Source organism: Roseburia sp. OM04-10BH (genome assembly GCF_003462605.1).
GTDB classification, from domain to species: domain Bacteria; phylum Bacillota; class Clostridia; order Lachnospirales; family Lachnospiraceae; genus Roseburia_C; species Roseburia_C amylophila.
The window spans coordinates 198390-218339 of record NZ_QTZI01000002.1 but is presented as its reverse complement, the minus strand read 5'-3'; the positions used below and the strand labels follow the sequence as shown (position 1 = coordinate 218339).

General features: G+C 41.7%; 19 protein-coding genes and 1 riboswitch. Of the genes, 15 read left to right on the top strand and 4 right to left on the bottom strand.

The features are described 5' to 3' along the window. Positions 1 to 98: 98 nt before the first annotated feature. Positions 99 to 1928 carry a translational GTPase TypA gene (gene typA / locus DXB43_RS03420; protein ID WP_117840758.1) on the bottom strand — a complete coding sequence of 610 codons (1830 nt, stop codon included), beginning with the start codon at positions 1926 to 1928 and terminating at the stop codon, positions 99 to 101. A gap of 388 nt (positions 1929 to 2316) precedes the next feature. On the opposite strand from typA, the gene DXB43_RS03415 reads away from it, so the two are divergent. The 4 genes from DXB43_RS03415 to dapB all read left to right on the top strand — a co-directional run bounded on the left by DXB43_RS03415 (position 2317) and on the right by dapB (position 5616). Beyond that, complete coding sequence (locus tag DXB43_RS03415) at positions 2317 to 2943, top strand: single-stranded DNA-binding protein (RefSeq protein ID WP_022242678.1); 627 nt, start codon at positions 2317 to 2319, stop codon at positions 2941 to 2943. A 127-nt stretch (positions 2944 to 3070) separates the two neighbouring features. Then, positions 3071 to 3556 carry a cob(I)yrinic acid a,c-diamide adenosyltransferase gene (locus DXB43_RS03410; RefSeq protein ID WP_022242679.1) on the top strand — a complete coding sequence of 162 codons (486 nt, stop codon included), beginning with the start codon at positions 3071 to 3073 and terminating at the stop codon, positions 3554 to 3556. Between the two features lie 78 nt (positions 3557 to 3634). Then, positions 3635 to 3813: riboswitch (Lysine riboswitch) on the top strand. Between the two features lie 131 nt (positions 3814 to 3944). Further along, positions 3945 to 4835, top strand: a complete 891-nt coding sequence (gene dapA, locus DXB43_RS03405; protein ID WP_117840761.1) for a 4-hydroxy-tetrahydrodipicolinate synthase — start codon at positions 3945 to 3947, stop codon at positions 4833 to 4835. Positions 4836 to 4854: 19 nt separating this feature from the next. Beyond that, positions 4855 to 5616 carry a 4-hydroxy-tetrahydrodipicolinate reductase gene (gene dapB / locus DXB43_RS03400; protein ID WP_022242681.1) on the top strand — a complete coding sequence of 254 codons (762 nt, stop codon included), beginning with the start codon at positions 4855 to 4857 and terminating at the stop codon, positions 5614 to 5616. Positions 5617 to 5712: 96 nt separating this feature from the next. Here the strand turns inward: dapB and asnA are convergent, their stop codons facing one another. Together asnA and DXB43_RS03390 are read right to left on the bottom strand one after the other, a co-directional pair. Beyond that, positions 5713 to 6723: an aspartate--ammonia ligase gene (asnA, locus tag DXB43_RS03395; RefSeq protein ID WP_117696745.1), complete on the bottom strand. Its 1011-nt coding sequence runs from the start codon at positions 6721 to 6723 to the stop codon at positions 5713 to 5715. A 63-nt stretch (positions 6724 to 6786) separates the two neighbouring features. Then, positions 6787 to 7446, bottom strand: a complete 660-nt coding sequence (locus DXB43_RS03390; RefSeq protein ID WP_022242683.1) for an alpha/beta fold hydrolase — start codon at positions 7444 to 7446, stop codon at positions 6787 to 6789. Positions 7447 to 7546: 100 nt separating this feature from the next. Between DXB43_RS03390 and DXB43_RS03385 the strand changes: the two genes are divergently transcribed. The 7 genes from DXB43_RS03385 to DXB43_RS03355 all read left to right on the top strand — a co-directional run bounded on the left by DXB43_RS03385 (position 7547) and on the right by DXB43_RS03355 (position 15108). Beyond that, positions 7547 to 8035, top strand: coding sequence for a DNA-deoxyinosine glycosylase (locus tag DXB43_RS03385; RefSeq protein ID WP_117696752.1), 489 nt, complete (start codon positions 7547 to 7549; stop codon positions 8033 to 8035). A gap of 6 nt (positions 8036 to 8041) precedes the next feature. Continuing rightward, positions 8042 to 9796 carry a BglG family transcription antiterminator gene (locus DXB43_RS03380; RefSeq protein WP_117946768.1) on the top strand — a complete coding sequence of 585 codons (1755 nt, stop codon included), beginning with the start codon at positions 8042 to 8044 and terminating at the stop codon, positions 9794 to 9796. A gap of 112 nt (positions 9797 to 9908) precedes the next feature. Further along, positions 9909 to 11309 carry a PTS transporter subunit EIIC gene (locus DXB43_RS03375; RefSeq protein WP_158567187.1) on the top strand — a complete coding sequence of 467 codons (1401 nt, stop codon included), beginning with the start codon at positions 9909 to 9911 and terminating at the stop codon, positions 11307 to 11309. Beyond that, positions 11309 to 12160: an MBL fold metallo-hydrolase gene (locus DXB43_RS03370; protein ID WP_117696761.1), complete on the top strand. Its 852-nt coding sequence runs from the start codon at positions 11309 to 11311 to the stop codon at positions 12158 to 12160. Before DXB43_RS03375 ends, DXB43_RS03370 begins: the two co-directional genes overlap by 1 nt. 11 nt (positions 12161 to 12171) lie before the next feature. Then, the gene (locus tag DXB43_RS03365; protein WP_117946764.1) at positions 12172 to 13629 is read left to right on the top strand and encodes a glycoside hydrolase family 1 protein; all 1458 of its coding nucleotides are present in this window, start codon (positions 12172 to 12174) and stop codon (positions 13627 to 13629) included. Positions 13630 to 13839: 210 nt separating this feature from the next. Beyond that, positions 13840 to 14319 (top strand): S-ribosylhomocysteine lyase, encoded by a 480-nt coding sequence (locus tag DXB43_RS03360; RefSeq protein ID WP_117946762.1) that lies wholly within the window; start codon positions 13840 to 13842, stop codon positions 14317 to 14319. 90 nt (positions 14320 to 14409) lie between these two features. Continuing rightward, on the top strand, positions 14410 to 15108 hold the full coding sequence (locus tag DXB43_RS03355; RefSeq protein WP_117840768.1) for a 5'-methylthioadenosine/adenosylhomocysteine nucleosidase: 699 nt from the start codon (positions 14410 to 14412) through the stop codon (positions 15106 to 15108). 184 nt (positions 15109 to 15292) lie between these two features. Here DXB43_RS03355 and DXB43_RS03350 read toward each other — a convergent pair whose 3' ends face one another. Continuing rightward, positions 15293 to 15970 (bottom strand): lytic transglycosylase domain-containing protein, encoded by a 678-nt coding sequence (locus DXB43_RS03350; protein ID WP_243006631.1) that lies wholly within the window; start codon positions 15968 to 15970, stop codon positions 15293 to 15295. A gap of 179 nt (positions 15971 to 16149) precedes the next feature. Between DXB43_RS03350 and DXB43_RS03345 the strand changes: the two genes are divergently transcribed. The 4 genes from DXB43_RS03345 (at position 16150) to DXB43_RS03330 (ending at position 19947) form a co-directional block, all read left to right on the top strand. Then, positions 16150 to 16866 carry an AzlC family ABC transporter permease gene (locus DXB43_RS03345; protein ID WP_022242692.1) on the top strand — a complete coding sequence of 239 codons (717 nt, stop codon included), beginning with the start codon at positions 16150 to 16152 and terminating at the stop codon, positions 16864 to 16866. After that, a complete protein-coding gene (locus tag DXB43_RS03340; protein ID WP_022242693.1) occupies positions 16856 to 17191 on the top strand; it encodes a branched-chain amino acid transporter permease in 336 nt (111 codons plus the stop codon). Before DXB43_RS03345 ends, DXB43_RS03340 begins: the two co-directional genes overlap by 11 nt. Positions 17192 to 17278: 87 nt before the next feature. After that, the gene (locus DXB43_RS03335) at positions 17279 to 17977 is read left to right on the top strand and encodes a response regulator transcription factor (RefSeq protein WP_022242694.1); all 699 of its coding nucleotides are present in this window, start codon (positions 17279 to 17281) and stop codon (positions 17975 to 17977) included. Further along, complete coding sequence (locus DXB43_RS03330; RefSeq protein WP_117946760.1) at positions 17974 to 19947, top strand: sensor histidine kinase; 1974 nt, start codon at positions 17974 to 17976, stop codon at positions 19945 to 19947. The genes DXB43_RS03335 and DXB43_RS03330 overlap by 4 nt, the downstream gene beginning before the upstream one ends. Positions 19948 to 19950: the final 3 nt, after the last annotated feature.

Below are 19950 nucleotides of genomic sequence, written 5' to 3'. Positions count from 1 at the left end.
GGTGCGTACTAGGCATTTATAGTAATCGAAAACTCCCCCGGATATTGGAAGAAATTTCAATATCCGGGGGAGTTCTTATGCTATATCATGAGATACTTTTATTTCTTGAAGTTAGCTCTCTTTCTTAAGGTCGGGTCAAGAATACGTTTACGGATACGTAAGGATTCCGGAGTAACCTCTAAGAGCTCGTCAACATCGATAAAGTCTAATGCCTGCTCTAAGGAAAGTATCTTCGGTGGAACTAGGGTCAGAGCTTCGTCTGCGGAAGAAGAACGTGTATTGGTTAAGTGTTTCTTCTTGCATACGTTTAATTCAATGTCTTCCGGTTTAGAGGAAGAACCGATGACCATACCGGAGTAAACCTTTACACCGGCTCCAATGAAGAGAGTACCACGTTCCTGAGCGGAGAACAGACCGTAAGTTACGGATTCGCCGGATTCGAAAGCAATCAGGGAACCAAGTTTACGATAAGCAATATCTCCCTTGTATGGAGCATAGCCATTGAAAATGGTATTGATGATACCATTTCCTTTGGTGTCGGTTAAGAAGTCTCCACGGTAACCGATAAGACCACGGGATGGAATGTTAAATTCCATACGGGTATAGCCGCCGCTGATTGGACGCATATCAACCATCTCACCTTTACGCTGGCTTAATTTATCAATAACAGTACCGGTGAATTCATCCGGAACGTCAACATAAGCTAATTCCATAGGCTCTAATTTCTTGCCGTTTTCATCAGTGTGGTAAAGAACTTCAGCCTTGCTGACTGCAAATTCATAACCTTCACGACGCATATTTTCGATTAATACGGAAAGATGTAACTCACCACGTCCGGAAACCTTGAAGCAGTCTGCACTGTCGGTTTCTTCTACACGAAGGCTGACATCCGTATTTAACTCACGGAACAGTCTGTCTCTTAAGTGACGGGAAGTAATGAATTTACCTTCCTGTCCTGCAAGCGGGCTGTCGTTGACCATGAAATTCATGGAAAGAGTAGGCTCGGAAATCTTCTGGAAAGGAATGGCAACTGGGTTGTCTGTTGCACAGATGGTATCACCGATATGGATGTCTGCAATACCGGAAATAGCAACGATAGAACCGATTTTCGCTTCCTTTACTTCTACTTTATTCAGACCATCAAATTCGTATAATTTGCTGATTTTGACTTTTTTCTGTTTGTCAGGCTCGTGGTGGTTTACTACGATAGCATCCTGATTTACCTTTAAGACACCGTTGTCTACTTTACCAACACCGATTCGTCCAACGTATTCATTATAATCAATGGTACTGATAAGAACCTGGGTGTTTGCATCCGGGTCACCGGTAGGCGCCGGAATGTAGTCGATAATGGTTTCGAATAAAGGAGTCATATCCTTGCGCTCATCATTTAAATTTCTCATGGCGTATCCATCTCTTGCAGAAGCGAAGATGAATGGGCAGTCTAACTGTTCGTCAGAAGCATCTAAATCCATGAAAAGCTCTAATACTTCATCAATAACTTCTTCCGGTCTTGCTTCTGGACGGTCAATTTTATTGATACATACAATAACCGGCAGATTCAGTTCCAGTGCTTTCATAAGAACGAATTTGGTCTGTGGCATAGCACCTTCAAATGCATCTACCACAAGAATAACACCGTTTACCATTTTCAGAACTCGTTCAACCTCGCCACCGAAGTCGGCATGGCCAGGAGTATCAATGATATTGATTTTTACATCTTTGTAGAATACAGCGGTATTCTTAGAAAGAATGGTAATACCACGTTCACGCTCAATATCATTGGAATCCATGACACGTTCCTGGACTTCCTGATTGGCACGGAATACACCACTCTGTTTCAACAGCTCATCGACCAGAGTAGTTTTACCGTGGTCAACGTGGGCGATGATAGCTATGTTTCTAATATCGTCTCTTGTTGTTTTCATATAAAATCCTTCCTTCTATCAGTGCATAAAATTCAGTTTCTTCTTATATATAATGCCTGTCCATAAATGACCGGCGTTTTTATTCTATCACATATTGAAAAATACGCAAGTATTTCTTTCTTTACAGAAAATTGCTTTCCTGTAAAGAAAAAAACGCTCCGCGAGGATGCGCACTGCGGCGTATAAGGTAGATGTCGCAAGCGACCGCCGCAGGCGCAAGAATGTGCCAAGGCACATTCTTTGTTCAAGGACACAGCACATATGCATGGAAAAGTGGCTTTATGCATAATATATCCAAAATGTTATCGACAGATTTTGATGAGTTTCATCTCATTGGAATGGTACTGTAAAAACGTTCGAAAACACACTAAATAAAGGAGAAAGATTCATGGCAGATAAGATTTTAGAAAACAACCAGGTATCCATTGTAGGGGAGATTATTTCCGATTTCCAATACAGTCATGAAGTGTATGGGGAAGGCTTTTATATGGTGGAGGTAGCGGTCAGCAGATTAAGTAATTTTTCCGACTACATTCCATTGATGATTTCAGAGCGTCTGATTGACACTTCGCAGAGTTACATAGGACAGAAGGTATATGTGACCGGACAGTTCCGTTCCTATAACAGACATGAGGAACTTAAGAACCGGCTGGTTCTCTCCGTATTCGTCCGGGAGATTGAGTTTATTGAAGAAGAGACAGAGGAGATGAAGAGCAACCAGATTCTTCTTGATGGCTATATCTGTAAAGACCCGATTTACCGTAAGACTCCTCTTGGAAGAGAGATTGCAGACCTGTTGGTGGCGGTAAACCGTTCCTATGGGAAATCGGACTATATCCCATGCATCTGCTGGGGAAGAAATGCAAGATTTGCCGCAAGATTTGAGGTGGGTGTACATGTGCAGATCTGGGGCAGAATCCAGAGCAGGGAGTATGTCAAACGCTTAAATGAGGATGAGGTAGAGAAGCGTACCGCCTATGAAGTATCCGTAAGCAAAATTGAATATATGGAATAAAATAGTAGAAATAAAGAATAATTGAGAAAGCATGAAACATACAGACATTGCTTTTTATTGGAAATTGTGGTATCGTAAGTAAATCTGGGATAAAGAGTCCCTGTAAGAATTGGCATGGAGGTTTGTCATGGAAAAGGGTTCCGTACAGATTTATTATGGTGCAGGTCGTGGAAAGACCAATGCTGCACTGGGCAATGCGTTGCGGGCAGCCGGAGAGAATAAGAGTGTAATTATTATCCAGTTTTTAAAAGGAAAAACAGATGATCAGATTGCTTATATGAAGCAGTTAGAACCGGAAATCAAGGTATTCCGTTTTGAAAAATCAGAAGAGAATTATGATGAACTGCCGGAAGAAAGACAGGCAGAAGAGAAACTCAATATGAAAAACGGACTGAATTTTGCCAAGAAAGTGCTGGTTACCGGTGAATGCAATGTACTGATTCTGGATGAAGTTCTGGGCCTTATAGATGCCGGAGTAATTTCGTCGGAAGAATTAGAAGCTGTTTTAAAAGCAAAGATGGATGAAACAGAGGTTATTATGACCGGAAGGGTATTAGAAGAATCCATTCGCAGCTATGCAGATGAGATTTATAAGATTACTGCGGAAAAATAAGAAAGAAAATGTAAAATGTCTGCATAGGACGTTGACAGATAGTAGCAGTGGTGCTATATTGAGGTAAGAAATTTAATATATGAAGGTAGAGGTTGCGTGAGACAAGAGTACTTGGTCGGATATGGCAGACATAGAAGAAGACATAAGGAAAGGGGAACACGCCGAAAGGTTATTTTTCCTGCAAAGAATAATCTTGGGCATGGATTGAAGAAGTTCATGACTGTCATCTTGTAATAAGATGGGGCGCTATCGGTATGATCCATATTATTTCAAATGGAATATGAGCCGGCTCCTGGTGAGTCGGTTTTTTTAATACATATAATGTGGGCAAAACAAACGATATCTTCATACAATAAATAAGATACTTATAAAGTGGAGGAAAAAGAACATGTCTATTTACAAAGGTTCCGGAGTTGCAATTGTAACCCCAATGAAAGCAAATGAAGAAGTTAACTATGACAAATTAGCAGAATTAATTGAAGAACAGATTTCTGAAGGTACAGACTGTATCGTAATCGCAGGAACAACCGGAGAGAGTTCTACCTTATCCATGGAAGAACATCACAAAGTAATCTGTGCAGCAGTAGAATTTGCCAAACACAGAGTTCCGGTAGTAGCAGGAACCGGTTCTAACTCAACGGAGACAGCAATCCAGTTGACCCAAGAAGCAGAAGAAGCAGGAGCAGACGGAGCACTTATCGTAACTCCATATTATAATAAGGCAACACAGAAAGGTTTAATCGGACATTATTCTAAGATTGCACAGGAAACAAGACTTCCGATTATTATGTATAATGTACCGGGAAGAACCGGATGTAACCTTCTGCCGGAGACAGTTGCAGAATTATTCCGCACCCAGGAAAATATTGTTGGATTAAAAGAAGCAACCGGTAACCTTGCACAGGCATCTAAGACCATGTACTTAACCGATGGAAAGCTTGATTTATATTCCGGAGAAGACGGACTGGTTGTACCACTTATGTCCATTGGCGGAATCGGAGTAATTTCCGTATGGGCAAACCTTGCTCCGGCAAAAGTGCATAATATGTGTGAAAGCTTCTTCAAAGGCGACCTTGCAACAGCAAATCAGTTACAGAGAGAAGCCCTTCCATTGATTGATGCATTATTCTGTGAAGTAAACCCGATTCCGGTAAAAGAAGCATTAAATCTTATGGGCAAGAACGTCGGACCGCTTCGTTCCCCGCTTTGCGAGATGGAGCCAGCCAATAAGGAGAGACTGATTCAGGCAATGCGTACATATGGATTAAAATTAGTATAAGAAACTGGAGATGATAGAGATGACAAAAGTAATCATGCATGGCTGTAATGGAAAAATGGGTCAGGTAATAACCGGCCTGATTGCGCAGGACGAAGATGTGAAAATTGTAGCCGGAATTGATACCTATGATGAAAAGAAAAATGATTATCCGGTATATAAGACCATCCGGGAATGCCAGATTGCAGCAGATGTTGTGATTGATTTTTCAAATGCGAAGGCAGTAGATGAACTGTTAAATTACTGTGGCGAGAAGAAGCTTCCGCTGGTACTTTGCACCACCGGTTTATCCGAAGACCAGCTGGCGAAAGTTACTGAGACCAGCAAAGAGACTGCAATTTTAAAATCTGCCAATATGTCACTTGGAATCAATACCTTAATGGATTTATTGCAGACTGCTATAAAGAAGCTTGCACCTGCCGGCTTTGATGTGGAAATCGTAGAGAAACATCATAACCAGAAGCTGGATGCGCCGAGTGGAACTGCTCTTGCATTAGCAGATGCCATGAATGAAGCTATGGACAATACCTATTCCTATAAATTAGACAGGAGCAGTGAGCGGAAGAAGAGAGATGCAAAAGAAATCGGTATTCAGGCAGTCCGTGGAGGAAGCATTGTTGGTGAACATGAAGTAATCTTCGCAGGAACTGATGAAGTGATTGAATTTAAGCATACGGCATATTCTAAGGCAATCTTTGGGAAAGGAGCTGTAGAAGCAGCAAAGTTCTTAAAGGGAAAACCTGCCGGAATGTATGATATGCATGATGTAATCCGTGCAGAGTAGAGTTGGGCACGCATATAATTACAAAATAAGAAATCCCCGGTATCATATCCGAAAAAGATATGATACCGGGGATTTAATATTTACGCATAGTTCATTTTACAATAACTGGATACCTGCATCTGCTGCAGCCTTGCACATGTCTTCCGGCCAGAGAGAAGACTGGACTTCTCCGATATGGGCCTTACGAAGGAAGAACATACAGATACGGGACTGTCCGATTCCTCCACCGATGGTATATGGAAGTTTGCCATCAATGATTGCTTTCTGGAAAGGAAGCTTAGCACGTTCCGGGCAGCCTGCTTTATCAAGCTGTGAGAGCAGTGCAACCTTGTCTACACGGATTCCCATGGAAGATAATTCCAGTGCAATATCAAGGACAGGATAGTATACTAAGATGTCGGCATTTAAAGACCAGTCATCGTAGTCCGGGGCACGTCCGTCATGACGCTCGCCGGATTCTAAGACATCACCAATCTGTAAGATGCAGACAGCACCCTTTGCCTTGGTTATGTAATATTCACGCTCCTTTGGAGTATTTTCAGGGAACATATCCTCTAATTCCTGAGTGGTAATGAAGAAGATATCATGCGGAAGAATCTCTTCAATATAATCGTACTGGATAGCCATATATTTTTCTGTTTTACGAAGACATTTGTATACAGTACGGACAGTATCTTTTAAAGTTTCCATGCTGCGGTCTTTCTTTGCAATGACTTTTTCCCAGTCCCACTGGTCTACGAAGATAGAGTGGATATTATCTGCAATCTCATCGCGGCGGATAGCATTCATATCGGTGTAAAGACCTTCGCCCTCTTTGAAATCATAATGCTTTAAGGCATAACGTTTCCATTTAGCAAGAGAGTGAACAACTTCTGCTTTACGCTCATTCTGTTCTTTGATGGTGAACGTAACCGGACGCTCCACACCATTTAAGTTATCATTTAATCCGGAATCAGGGTCAACGAAAAGTGGTGCTGAAACACGGGAAAGGTTTAAACGCAGGGAAAGCAGATTCTGGAAGAAATCTTTCACTGTTTTAATCGCAATCTGTGTATCATGCAGGTTAAGTTGAGACTGATAATTTTTTGGTATAATCAGATGTTCCATAATAGCTCCTTTTTCATTTTAGTCTGCAATTATTATAGCACAGCAATCCGAGTTTGCAATGGATTATTTGTTTAAAAAAGAGTACAGAAGCGGATATAATTTATCACTGTGTTCAATATAACTTCCATGACCTTCTCCCGGAACAATAACCAGAGTGGCATGCTCAATATTTTCTGCAATCTTTTTTGTAACCTTTTTCTTGATTAAATCTTTTTCACCGGCTAAGACAAGGGTTGGAATCTTGATTTTATGTAAGTCCACCGGCTGGATATCTGGCTCATTGAGCATCATTGTGGAAAAAGGATTCGGATTCTTTTTGCATTCCCTGCGGATGCGGCGGTAGTCTCTTCCTTTGATGTCCTTTGGCGTCAGGTTTGCACCGCTGATCATAAGCTTGGAGAGCTTATCCGGGTATTTCGAAGCTAAGAGAAGTCCGACGATACCGCCGTCACTGAAACCATAAAAGAGAGGGGCCTTTAATTCTAAGGCATCAATAAAAGCTGCCATGTCGTCTGCCATATCCATGTAATGAAGTTCTTTTGGAGAAGCAGAAAGACCATGACCTCTGGAATCGATGGCATAAACGGTGTAATGTTCGGCAAGCTCCGGAATCAGTACATCAAAAATTTCGTGGGTTTCGCCATTTCCATGCACCAGCAGGAAAGGCTGCCCTTCGCCATATTTTTCATAATAGAGAATCTGACCATTTAATTGAATATACATAATGATTATCGTCCTTTAAAATTGATTATTTTGTCATTCTATTTTATAGTAAAGGTAATTCAACTTTTTTAGTGTAGCATTTTATAAAGGAGAAAACAAGATGGAGACAGAACATGTTATGCATACTTTTGCCCCGGTATACGATAAAAAATCCAGAGTATTAATCTTAGGCACGTTCCCGTCGGTCAAGTCGAGAGAGAACCGGTTTTACTACGGCCATCCGAGAAACCGCTTCTGGAAAGTAACGGCGGCAGTATGCGGCTGTGAGGTCCCGGAGACGATAGAAGAAAAGAAGGCATTTCTTCTTGAAAATCATATTGCTATCTGGGATGTTATTGCATCCTGCGACATAGCAGGATCTTCAGACAGCAGCATAACAAATGTTGTGGCAAATGATATTGAACGGCTGTTAACGGAGGCTCCCATCGAGGCTGTTTTCCTAAATGGCGCAAAAGCATACGAATTATTTATGAAATACTGTTCCTGTAAGGATAAGGCAGAAATCTGCAAGCTGCCGTCCACCAGTCCTGCCAATGCTGCATGGAGTCTGGAGCGGCTGATAGAAGAATGGAAGAAAATCAGGAGATAGGATGAAATGTATACAGACAGACAGTTAAAGATTATAGCGATCTTAAAAAGCGCAGATGACTGGATGAGCGGTTCCCTTCTGCGGGAAAATATCGGGGTGAGCAGCAGGACACTGCAGATGGATATTAGGGCAATCAATGAGAAACAGTCAGGAGAGCCTCTGATACAGTCTAATAATCGGCTGGGGTATCTTTTGAAAAATAAGATTGCATTAGAGCAGGAACAGAAAAGTTACGGACAGGAGAACTATGTGCATTCCAAGCAGATTATTACTTTGCTGCTGTTTGAAAAGGAGTATACCAGTATTGGAACGATTTCTGAGCGATTATTTTTTTCCCGGTCATCTGTAACTTCTGACCTGCCGCAGGTAAAGCGGATTATAAGCCGCACGCCGGGGGCAAATCTTTTGGTATCCGGACAATATGGACTTAAGATTCAGGCATCGGAGAATGTAAAGAGAATCATGTGCATGAAGACCATGCAGAGCAGACAGGATTATCATATGTTGTTTTCGGAAGAAGAGATGGAGCAGTTTGCAGAAAATCAGAAGAAGTTACAGGCAGTGCTGGCAGAAATATTTACCAGAAATCAGTTTATCGTATCAGGAGAAGCCTATCATGATTTTGCACGTTATCTGGCAGTGTGCATGATGCGAAGCCGGATGGGATTTTTAGTAACAGAAGGGGAGGACGGCAGCAACTGCCCGGGCAGACTGGCAATGGAGCTGGTGGAAGAGATAGAGAAAGTCTGCGGATATCATTTTCAGGAAATGGAAATGCAGAATGTAGAGGCACGCTTAAAGGAATTGAATATGGTCTGTAAGGAGACGGACATTCAACTGGATATGCTGCAGAAATTGGAAGAATTTATCCAGCGGGTGCAGGAGGAAACCGGACTTAAATTGCAGGTGGAGCGGGACCTTTTAGAGGTTTTATCAGACCATGTGTCAAGAATGGAACTCCGGATTCAGAATGGACGTAATAATATCGGTAATCATACCAAAGAAATGGCGAAGCGGTATCCGCTGGAAATGCATCTTTTAAGAACTTGTTTAAGTCCTGTTTTAAATACAGAGATTCCGGATGCGGAAATGGGCTATCTGGTGCTTTATTTTGCATCAGCCATTGAACGCAACAGAAGAAAGCCGGATATTTTATTTATCAGTGACCAGAGTGCCAGCAGCATTTATAATGTGCAGAATAAATTAAAAGGCTTCTTAGGGGAGCGGATCAGTGAGATAACAGTTATCCCGGAATATTTATTTGAACAGAGAATGGAGCGGTATTGCAGGAATTACCAGCTTCGGATTACATCGGAAAAGGAGCTGGTATTAAAGGATGCTTCCTTTACTTATCTCGACCTTTTTGCAGACAATGAGCAGATTATGCGGCTGGGGAGAAATGTTGATAAGCTTGAAAATAACTACTGGAAGGAAAAGGAAGAAAAGCTCCGGAAAAAATATGGCACAAAGGACAGTCTGTATCTGATAGAAGAAGTGGCAGACTTTGATGATTTAAAGAAAAGAATCGGCTATGAATATCAGGAACAGAAGGTGTCGAAGGAGACCATCGGAAGCAACCGTCTTTCTATGATTGACCATGAGCAGGATGGCAGAAATAAGATTTATCGCATTTATCTTAAAAAACCATTTTCTTATGGCGGTAAGCAGATTACAGAAGTTATTGCAGCACATTATGGCGGAGAAGGGGATATGATAGAATTCTTTGACTATGTAAAAGAGCTGTTAGGTGGACAGAGCTAGGTAGAGGATTTCGCTATTAGTGACGCAAAAGTATAAATTTCCTGAAACATAAAAGCACGGTATAATAAGCTTAACAAAATAAATGCGGGTTATTTATGAAAGGAGAATCTTTATGGGAAAAAATTATGAGAAGCTGGGAGATGAAATTATTACCCGGCTGGGAGGAGAACAAAATATTACCAAGCTGTTTCACTGTGCTACAAGACTTCGTTTTCAGCTTGCAGATATGTCTAAGGCAGACCTGGAAGGAATCAAGAAGCTGCCGGATGTCATGGGCGTAGTAGAAAGTGTTGGCGGTGTTCAGGTTATCATTGGAAATGATGTAGCATCCGCTTATGCTGCAATTGTAGCAAAGCATAAGATTGAAAACAGCAGTGATGGCAAGAAGGTTGAAAAAGCAGATGCAGCACCGGAGAAAAATGGAATTGTATCAAAAATTCTCAATGTGCTTTCTGCCATTTTAGGACCGGCAATTCCACTGATTATGTGTAGTGGATTGATTTCAGCATTACTGATTATTTTAACCAAGTGCGGACTGAGTACAGAAGGCACAACCTATACCATCATCAGCATGGTTGGAAATGCAGCATTATATTTCCTGCCGGTATTACTGGCATATACTTCTGCCAAGAAATTCGGCTGTGATATTATGACCAGTGTTTTCCTTGGTGCAATTATGATTAGTCCGACATTGATTGGATTAACGGAGCAGGGAAGCTTTGTATCACTTTTCGGACTGCCGGTGAAAACAGTAAATTACAGCTCTACCGTAATTCCGATTATTTTAACCATCTGGATCTTCAGCTATGTAGAGAAGCTGGTAGTTAAAATTGTTCCAGCAGCAGTTAAATTTGTATTTAAACCGTTACTGTCTGTTATTATCATGATTCCAGTTATGTTATGTATTACCGGACCAATCGGAAGCTATTGTGGAGACCTTTTATGCAAAGCACTGACCGCAATCAATAACGTAGCACCTTGGTCTTCTGTATTAATTGTTGGCTGTCTTGCACCACTTTTAGTATTAACCGGAATGCATCTTGCATTGATTCCGCTTGTAATGTCCATGTTTGCAACAGCAGGATATGATAATATGTTATTCGTTGCATTTATCGGAATGAACTTCTCACAGTTCGGTGTAGCATTAGCTTGTATGTTAAAAACTAAAAATAAAAACCTTCGTACACTGGCATCTTCCTGTGCAATTACAGCATTCCTGGCAGGAGTTACAGAGCCTACCCTTTATGGAATCTGTGTACGAATGAAGAAACCTTTGGTTGCTACCTGGATTGCATGTATCGTAAACGCAATCTTCTGTGCAATCTTCAGCGTAAGAGTATACAGCTTCGGCGCTCCATCCTTCTTTACAATGCCGATTTTCTTAAATCCAGATGGAACGATGAGTAACTTCTATTTTGCAATTGCTGCAGCAGCAATTACCATTGTAGTAAGCTTTGTATCAACCTGGGTGTTAGGATTTGATGACAGCATTTATGGAGAGGAAGCAGCTTAATGGAAAAAAGTCTGAATGTAGTGGAAAAAATATCGGATCAGCTTTATGTGATTACGGAGACAGAGAGTGTGCATTGTTATCTTGTTATAGGAAGTGATAAGGCAATGCTCTTTGACATTGGCTATGGCTATGAAAATATCATGCCACTGGTTCGTACAATTACAGATTTGCCGGTTATGCTGGTGTTAAGCCACGGTGACCCGGATCATGGTCTTGGAAGCAAATGGTTTGATGAAGTGTGGATACATCCGCTGGACTGGGGAAAGCTTCTTTGGAATGACACTACAGAGATGCGTAAAAAAGCAATGGATTACAGGGTAAATAAAATGCCCTGGACAAAAGAACTGATACCGGAAGAGTTCCCGGAGTGGAGAATCAGCAGTAAGACGAAACCTCATTTTCTCTGTCATGGAGACAAGATTTCGCTGGGAGATATTGAATTTACGGTATTACATACGCCGGGACATAGCTATGGACATATTATGCTTCTGGAAGAAGAGAAAAAATGGCTTTTTTCCGGAGACCAGATATCTGCACACAACATCTGGCATTTTCAGGGAAATGATGTGCAGGCTCCCTTCCGGAGTACACTTCACAGCTTGAAGGAGCTGGCATTAAAAGTAACAGAGGATTATAAAATTTATCCGGCACATGACATTATTCCGATTCAGAAAAATTATCTGACAGATTTGATAGACTGTTTCGAATGGGAACTGCAGGAGAATTATAAAAAGGATGCACCATTCCATTCTTTTGCAGGAGACGGCTATCAGCATTTTTATCAGACTGTAAATCTCATATATTCTGATGAGCGGCTGGGTGAATTCCTCGGAAGGAAAATAGAGCGATAGGGGGAGTGTAAGTGGAATTTCCAGACAATTTTTTGTGGGGCGTGGCGACGGCTGCGAACCAGTGCGAGGGAGGATATTTAGAAGGAGGAAAAGGACTTACCATACAGGACTATGTCAAAGGTGGTGGAATCGGAAAGCCACGGATGTTTCGCAGTACCATGGAAGAAGGAGCATTCTATCCGAGCCATGATGCGGTAGACCATTATCATCATTATGAGGAAGATATCCGCCTTTTGGCGGAGATGGGCTGCAAATGTTATCGCATGAGTATCAGCTGGGCAAGAATTTTTCCAACCGGATGCGAAGAGGAGCCAAATCAGGAAGGACTTTCCTTTTATAAGAATATTTTTGCCCTGTGCAAATCCCATGGCATAGAGCCGGTGGTGACCTTAAGCCACTTTGAAATGCCATGGTATCTGGTAAAAGAAAAGGGCGGTTTTGCAAACCGGGAAGTAATTGATGATTTTGTTCGTTATGCCTGTTGTGTAATGAATTATTTTAAAGAGGAGGTACATTACTGGCTTTTATTTAACGAGATTAACTTTGGCGTAATGCCAATGGGTGCTTATAAGTCGCTGGGGCTGCTTGATGGAAAATATCTCGGCGGGAAAGCATTTATTTCTCTTAAATCCATGACCGTAGACGAAAAAGTAAGATTCCAGGCATTACATCACCAGTTTGTTGCCGGAGCAAAAACGGTGATAGAAGCAAGGAAAATCAGCCCGGAAATAAAAGTGGGCTGTATGATTGGACACATTACGCAGTATCCGCTGACCTGCCGGCCGGAAGATATGTTAGAGTGCCAGCACAAAGACCGGCTATTAAATAAATTTGCCGGAGATGTAGCCGTGTTCGGCAGTTATCCGTCCTATATGAACCGTTATTTTAAAGAACATCAAATTACGCTTCAGAAGGAGCCGGAGGATGATGCAATATTAAAAGCAGGCTGTGTGGACTTCTACACCTTCAGTTATTATATGACAAACTGCGCTACGATAGATGTCGCAGCAGAGCAGACCGATGGAAATCTTTTGGAGGGAGCCAAGAATCCGTATCTGACCGCCAGTGAATGGGGCTGGCAGATAGACCCGAAGGGACTGCGTTATACACTAAATGAGCTGTGGGACCGATATCATCTTCCGATGATGGTAGTGGAAAATGGATTTGGGGCACCGGATGAAGTCGATGCAGATGGAAGCATCCACGATGATTACCGTATTTCCTATCTCAATGACCATATCGCAGCAATGGGCGAGGCAATCAAGGACGGTGTAGACCTGTTCGGCTATACCATCTGGTCAGCCATGGATCTTGTCAGTGCCGGAACCGGCGAAATGAAGAAGCGTTACGGACTCATTTATGTGGACAGACATGATGATGGCAGCGGAGATTTTAAGCGAATCCCAAAAGACAGCTATTACTGGTATGCAAAGTGCATTCAGGAAAACGGAAAAAATATTACCGCATAAAGGATGGCGGAGATAAAGAGTAAGATGCGTACAGCAGGTATCGGGTATGCATCTTACTTTTTTACGCTGCAACGCATCCGTAAGAAGCTGCCGGTGGCAGGTTCTGCAGGTGAGTAGCAAGAGAAATCTGGGGGGACTGTTAGAAAATTTGACACAACAGAAAATGCATGATAAATTTACTCTGAAAAAAGAGAAAGAAGGAAGAAGCACATGGAGAAAATCGCAAGCTTTACAATTGACCATATTAAACTGCAGCCGGGTGTCTATGTATCAAGAAAGGATGCAGTAGGAGACAGTACAGTAACAACTTTTGATTTAAGAATGACATCACCAAATGATGAACCGGTTATGAATACCGCAGAGGTGCATACCATAGAGCATCTTGGCGCAACCTTTTTAAGAAATGACGCAGAGTATGCCAGCAAGACCGTGTATTTTGGACCAATGGGCTGCCGGACCGGCTTTTATTTATTGCTGGCGGGAGACTATACATCCAAAGATATCGTGCCACTGATGATTCGCATGTTTGAGTTCATCCGTGACTTTAAAGGTGAGGTACCGGGCGCAAGTCCAAAAGACTGCGGCAACTATCTTGATATGAACCTTGGTATGGCAAACTATCTGGCAGACCGCTATTTAAATAATGTGCTCTATCATATTGATGATGCACACCTGAATTATCCGGCGTAGAGGATACTTGGAAAATTTGCTTTAAAGCAGATATGAAAAATGTATTGCGTAATGCATAAGTAGGAAATTAGCAGAAAGAGGAAAGAAAACATGAGTAAAATCGGAATTATCGGTGCTATGGAATTAGAAGTAGCAACATTAAAGAAAAATATGGATACAGACCAGATTACAAAGAAAGCCGGCATGGAATTTCATGAGGGTAATTTAAAAGGAATGCCGGTAGTAGTGGTACAGTGCGGTGTAGGAAAAGTAAATGCAGCAATGTGCGTGCAGATTCTTGCAGATTTATATGATGTAACACATATTATCAATACCGGTGTAGCAGGCTCTTTGAATTCTGTATTAGATATCGGAGATATTTTAGTATCTAAGGATGCTATTCAACATGACATGGATGTGACACCATTAGGCTATGCAAAAGGACAGATTCCGGGATTAGAGCAGCTTGCTTTTGTGGCAGATGAAAAGTTGTGTAAGACTGCCGTAGAGGTATGTAAAAAAGTAAATCCGGATATTCATGTAACAGAAGGCCGCGTAGTAAGTGGAGACCAGTTTATTTCCAGCAAAGAGATAAAGGATGCATTAATTGCAGAATTTCATCCTGACTGTACGGAGATGGAGGGAGCCTCCATCGCGCAGGCAGCAACTTTAAATAACATCCCATATGTAGTCATTCGTGCAATTTCAGATAAAGCAGATGGCTCTGCACAGGAGGATTATCCAACTTTTGAAAAGAAAGCAGCAGAGCATTGTGCAAAGTTAGTACAGGAAATGATGAAGGAACTGTAAGAATCTTTGAATTGGGTAAAAAACCGCAGAAATGCCAGCCTTTTACCCTGACGAGAGTCAGCGAAGCCAGAATTCCCAGCTCCTCCAGGAATCCGCAAAAAAAAACAACCCGGATATTTGTAATGCCCCTAAAACTATGCTTTTAGGAAGCAACAAATATCCGGGTTGCATTTTTGCAGTCATCTTACATAAATTTCATAAACATATTCAAAAACCGTAAATAGTCATCATAATTAAAGAAGCGGTCAAGAATATCCTGCAGGGCATTCTGCTCAAGGGAATCCCACTGGTCAACAGAAAGGGAATTATCTGCAGTGCCTGCATTGTAGGCAGCATTGCTGTTTGCACTTGCAGCAACGGCTGTTCCGTCCGGAAGAGTGACACCTTCCTGCATATAGCCGGTGATTTTGGCTACATAATTCTGGGTTTCTTTAAATGGAGGAATTCCACCGTATTTTGCTACGTTTCCGCTGCCTGCATTGTAGGCAGCAAGAGCAAGGGAGGTATCTCCGTTGTATTTATTTAAAAGCTCGCTGATATATTTGGCACCTGCCATAATATTCTGTTCCGGGTCATAAGGGTCGGTACAGCCAAAATAAGAAGCAGTGGAAGGCATTAGCTGCATGATGCCCATGGCTCCTGATTTGGAAGTGGCATTTGCCTGAAAATTGGATTCCTGCTTTGCCATGGCGGTCAGAAGAGAAACAGAGACACCATAGGTATCGGAGGCTTTTTGAAAGATAGATGCAAGGGAATTGTTGCCTGCATTATTTAAATAGGATTCAAAATTATTTACACCGTTTACAGAGGTTGTGGAAGCAGCGGTACTTCCAAGCGCAGCGGTAATCGGATCAATCTGCATGGATAGAACTCCTTTCATAATCTGAAATTCTTCTTTCTCATTAAGATGCGAATTCCAGGCTGTGTATTAAAATTACAATTTATTCTAGTATAGCATAAAAAACTTGTTTTTTGAAGTCTCATATTGTAGAGTTATTGTGTTTGATGTAGAAAGGGCGAATTAGAAAGAAGGATTACAGAATGAAACAAAATGGCTATGTCAAAGCAGTGAAAGCAGCATTTCCGTATACGATACCGGTATTGACAGGTTATCTTTTTATAGGAATTGCATTTGGCGTGATGTATCAGGAAAAAGGCTACAATTTTCTTTGGGCAATCCTGATGAGTATCTTGGTGTACGCCGGAAGCGGACAGTATCTGGCGGTTAATTTCTTTGCACCGGGAGTCAGTTTCCTGCAGATTATATTCTTAGAATTTATGGTAAATATCCGGCATGTCTTTTATGGACTGTCTTTAATAGAAAAATTCCGTGATATGGGAAAAAAGAAATTATATATGATTTTTTCCCTGACAGATGAGACCTATTCCTTATTCTTTATTACAAAAGTGCCGGAGGGCGTGGATGAACACAAATTCCTATTTTCCATTGCGTTGTTAGACCAGCTTTACTGGATTATTGGCTCTGCCATCGGAGCCATTGCCGGAACGCTGATTCCGTTTGACACAACGGGTATTGATTTTGCCATGACAGCATTGTTTGTCGTAATTTTTGTGGAGCAGTGGCTGACCAGCAGGAATCATTTGCCGGCGCTGACCGGAATTGCAGCATCCCTTATCTGCCTGCTTATCTTTGGCAGTGATAATTTCATTCTGCCATCCATGATTTGTATTATGATAATTCTGTTATCCGGTCGTAAGGTGATGGAAGAAAAGGAGGTAGCGGAAAATGCCGATTAGCGTGGAACGGTCATTATTAATTATTGTGGTTTGCGGATTGGTTGTATTTACAACAAGGGCAATTCCGTTTGTATTATTCAGTGGGAAAAAAGAAATCCCGGAAATCGTAAAATATCTTGGAAAAGTGCTGCCGCCTGCAGTTGTGGGAATGCTTGTTATTTATTGCTTAAAGGCAGTAAATGTAGTGAAGTTTCCATTTGGTCTGCCAGAATTTATTGCAGTTTTCGTAGTTATCGTTTTACATGTGTGGAAAAGAAATAATTTACTGAGCATCGGTGTGGGAACCGTGCTTTATATGGTGTTAATACAGACAGTATTTGCGTGATGTTAAAGAAATCTTAAAGACTTGGTGCCTTGGTTCTTAAAGGTTCATTCGATACAATAATGGTGTACTTGGAAAGGGGAAAAGAAAATGTATAACATATTGATATGTGATGATGAACCGGATATCGTGTCCGCGTTAAAAATCTATCTTGCATCGGATGGCTATGGAATTTACGAGGCTTATAACGGTCGGGAAGCAATTGAAATGATGCAGAAAACAGAGATACATCTTGTGCTCATGGATATTATGATGCCGGAAATGGACGGCATCCAGACCATGGTGAAGATTCGTGAGAACAGCAATGTCCCTGTGATTTTCCTGACTGCAAAAAGTGAAGACAACGATAAGGTTTTAGGACTTATGGTGGGAGCAGATGATTATATTACCAAGCCATTTAATCCGGTGGAGGTCCAGGCAAGAGTAAAATCCCAGCTGCGCCGTTATATGCAGCTGGGAGGTGGAAACATGACAAAGAAGAATCTTGCCATCGGTGGCATTGAATTAGATGACAGTGCCAAGGTTGTGACGCTGGACGGAGATGCGGTGAGTCTTACCCCTACAGAGTATGATATTTTGAAACTGTTTATGGAACAGCCCGGAGTTGTATTTTCCCCAAAGGATATCTATCGCAAAGTATGGAAAGATGCGCCGTTTGGCTCAGAAAGTACAGTGGCAGTGCATATTCGCCATCTTCGGGAAAAATTAGAGTATGACCCTGCAAATCCACGATATTTAAAAGTGGTGTGGGGACAGGGCTATAAGATGGAAAGAGGAAACACACCATGAAAAAGAAAAAAAGAAGCATCAGAAGAGCAAGCGCAGTCATTGCATTTATTTTACTGACTTCAATTGTATTTTTATCTGCAGTATTTACGCTGGAAATGATAGACAGCCAGATCTATCGAAACAGCCAGGAGGAAACAGCGGCAGACTTTCAGGAGCAGATTGGTTCCTATCTGGCAGCAGAAATTTTTTCAGACTTTGTAAATTATGATATAGAGGATGCGCGGTCTTGTGCATACAGCCTGGCTGATGAGACGAACTTTAATTTTTATGTATTTAAAAAGAGTGTAGATACTTCCGTGGAACGAATCTGTACCATAGAAAACGGAAGTCTGGCAAGCGTCATTCCGGAATACATGGCAATCGTGGGAAATTATGACAGTTATTGTTATCCGGGAATTTCCATAGATGTTTTAAACAGTCCGGAGCAGATATTTACGGAAGTAGAAGAACAGGATGCAAATCTTTCAAGAGGTGATATTTATGCAGTGGCATTCTTCCCGCTGGGGGATTTGACTTATCATGATGATTTGTATTTTAAAATGAAATATATTGATTTTGCATATAAGACCCGCTATGCAATCTTTGCGGTACTTGCAGTAAGTACAATTGGAGCAGTTATTTTACTGGTTACGCTGGTACGGACTGCCGGAAAGAAGGATGAAGAGGGCAGAATACAGAGAAGTTTTATCGATAAGATTCCGCTGGAACTCTATGGACTGATGCTTTATATCGTTGCAGCCTGTGTGGCAGGATTTTTTGGAAACATATGGGGATTTTACGGAACGGACATAGGCTCCTTTGCTGCCATTGTGATACTGGCAGTATTGACAGCAACCCTGCTTTTAGTATTTCTCATGAGCTGCTCAGTAAGGCATAAGACAAAGACGCTGTGGAGCAACACGCTGTTATGCCGGTTTGTAAAATGGCTGAAACAGGCATTGTCTTATATTAAAAAGCATATGCCGTTTATTTATAAAGGTGTAGTGATTGCACTGGGCATTACTTTCATAGAATTTATCGGTGTTCTGATGCTGGAAGACAGTTACAACTGGGAGTGGATTTTTCTGGTATTTCTGGTAGAAAAGGTAGCACTTTTCCTGATATTCTGCATCATACTGGCAAATCTCAATCAGTTGAAGCAGGGTGGTGAGAAGATTGCAGAGGGTGACTATGATTATCAGATGGACACCAGCCATATGCGTGGAGAATTTAAAAATTATGCAGAGCATCTGAATCAGATTGGAAGCGGAATGCAGACAGCACTGGATGAGCGGATGAAGAGCGAGCATTTTAAAACAGAGCTGATTACCAATGTATCCCATGACATTAAAACACCGCTTACTTCTATTATTAATTATGTGGATTTGCTGACCAAAGAGGATGTGGAAAATCCGAAGGTGCAGGAATACTTAGAAGTGCTGACACGACAGTCTGCCCGGTTAAAGAAATTAATTGAAGATTTAATTGAAGCATCCAAGGCATCTTCCGGTGTGTTAAAGGTCAACAGGGAAAAATGTGTGCCGGAGGTATTACTGACACAGGCAGCGGGCGAATATGAGGAACGGCTGCAGGCAAAGAATTTAGAGCTTGTGATTCATCATCCCGAAGAAGAACTTTCTGTTCTGGCAGATGGAAGACATCTGTGGAGAGTTTTTGATAATCTGCTGAGCAATATTTATAAATATGCACAGCCGGGAACCAGAGTATATCTTGACTTAGAGCAGGATGAGAGAAATGTTTCCATCGTGTTTCGAAATATTTCAAAGAGTCCTTTGCATATGACGGGAGAGGAACTGCAGGAACGCTTTGTCCGGGGAGACAGCTCCAGAAATACGGAAGGCAGCGGCCTTGGATTATCTATCGCACGGAGCCTGACAGAACTTATGAATGGAACGTTCGGGCTGCTTATCGATGGGGATTTCTTTAAAGTGACGCTGACATTTCCACATCATGTGGGAAATGAATCATAATTG

Coding starts and splice junctions, on each gene's coding strand:
- DXB43_RS03330 (WP_117946760.1), top strand. CDS start 17,974: ATGAAAAAGAAAAAAAGAAGCATCAGAAGAGCAAGCGCAGTCATTGCA.
- DXB43_RS03350 (WP_243006631.1), bottom strand. CDS start 15,970: ATGCAGATTGATCCGATTACCGCTGCGCTTGGAAGTACCGCTGCTTCC.
- DXB43_RS03375 (WP_158567187.1), top strand. CDS start 9,909: ATGGGAAAAAATTATGAGAAGCTGGGAGATGAAATTATTACCCGGCTG.
- DXB43_RS03415 (WP_022242678.1), top strand. CDS start 2,317: ATGGCAGATAAGATTTTAGAAAACAACCAGGTATCCATTGTAGGGGAG.
- DXB43_RS03345 (WP_022242692.1), top strand. CDS start 16,150: ATGAAACAAAATGGCTATGTCAAAGCAGTGAAAGCAGCATTTCCGTAT.
- dapA (WP_117840761.1), top strand. CDS start 3,945: ATGTCTATTTACAAAGGTTCCGGAGTTGCAATTGTAACCCCAATGAAA.
- dapB (WP_022242681.1), top strand. CDS start 4,855: ATGACAAAAGTAATCATGCATGGCTGTAATGGAAAAATGGGTCAGGTA.
- DXB43_RS03340 (WP_022242693.1), top strand. CDS start 16,856: ATGCCGATTAGCGTGGAACGGTCATTATTAATTATTGTGGTTTGCGGA.
- typA (WP_117840758.1), bottom strand. CDS start 1,928: ATGAAAACAACAAGAGACGATATTAGAAACATAGCTATCATCGCCCAC.
- asnA (WP_117696745.1), bottom strand. CDS start 6,723: ATGGAACATCTGATTATACCAAAAAATTATCAGTCTCAACTTAACCTG.
- DXB43_RS03385 (WP_117696752.1), top strand. CDS start 7,547: ATGGAGACAGAACATGTTATGCATACTTTTGCCCCGGTATACGATAAA.
- DXB43_RS03390 (WP_022242683.1), bottom strand. CDS start 7,446: ATGTATATTCAATTAAATGGTCAGATTCTCTATTATGAAAAATATGGC.
- DXB43_RS03410 (WP_022242679.1), top strand. CDS start 3,071: ATGGAAAAGGGTTCCGTACAGATTTATTATGGTGCAGGTCGTGGAAAG.
- DXB43_RS03335 (WP_022242694.1), top strand. CDS start 17,279: ATGTATAACATATTGATATGTGATGATGAACCGGATATCGTGTCCGCG.
- DXB43_RS03360 (WP_117946762.1), top strand. CDS start 13,840: ATGGAGAAAATCGCAAGCTTTACAATTGACCATATTAAACTGCAGCCG.
- DXB43_RS03380 (WP_117946768.1), top strand. CDS start 8,042: ATGTATACAGACAGACAGTTAAAGATTATAGCGATCTTAAAAAGCGCA.
- DXB43_RS03355 (WP_117840768.1), top strand. CDS start 14,410: ATGAGTAAAATCGGAATTATCGGTGCTATGGAATTAGAAGTAGCAACA.
- DXB43_RS03370 (WP_117696761.1), top strand. CDS start 11,309: ATGGAAAAAAGTCTGAATGTAGTGGAAAAAATATCGGATCAGCTTTAT.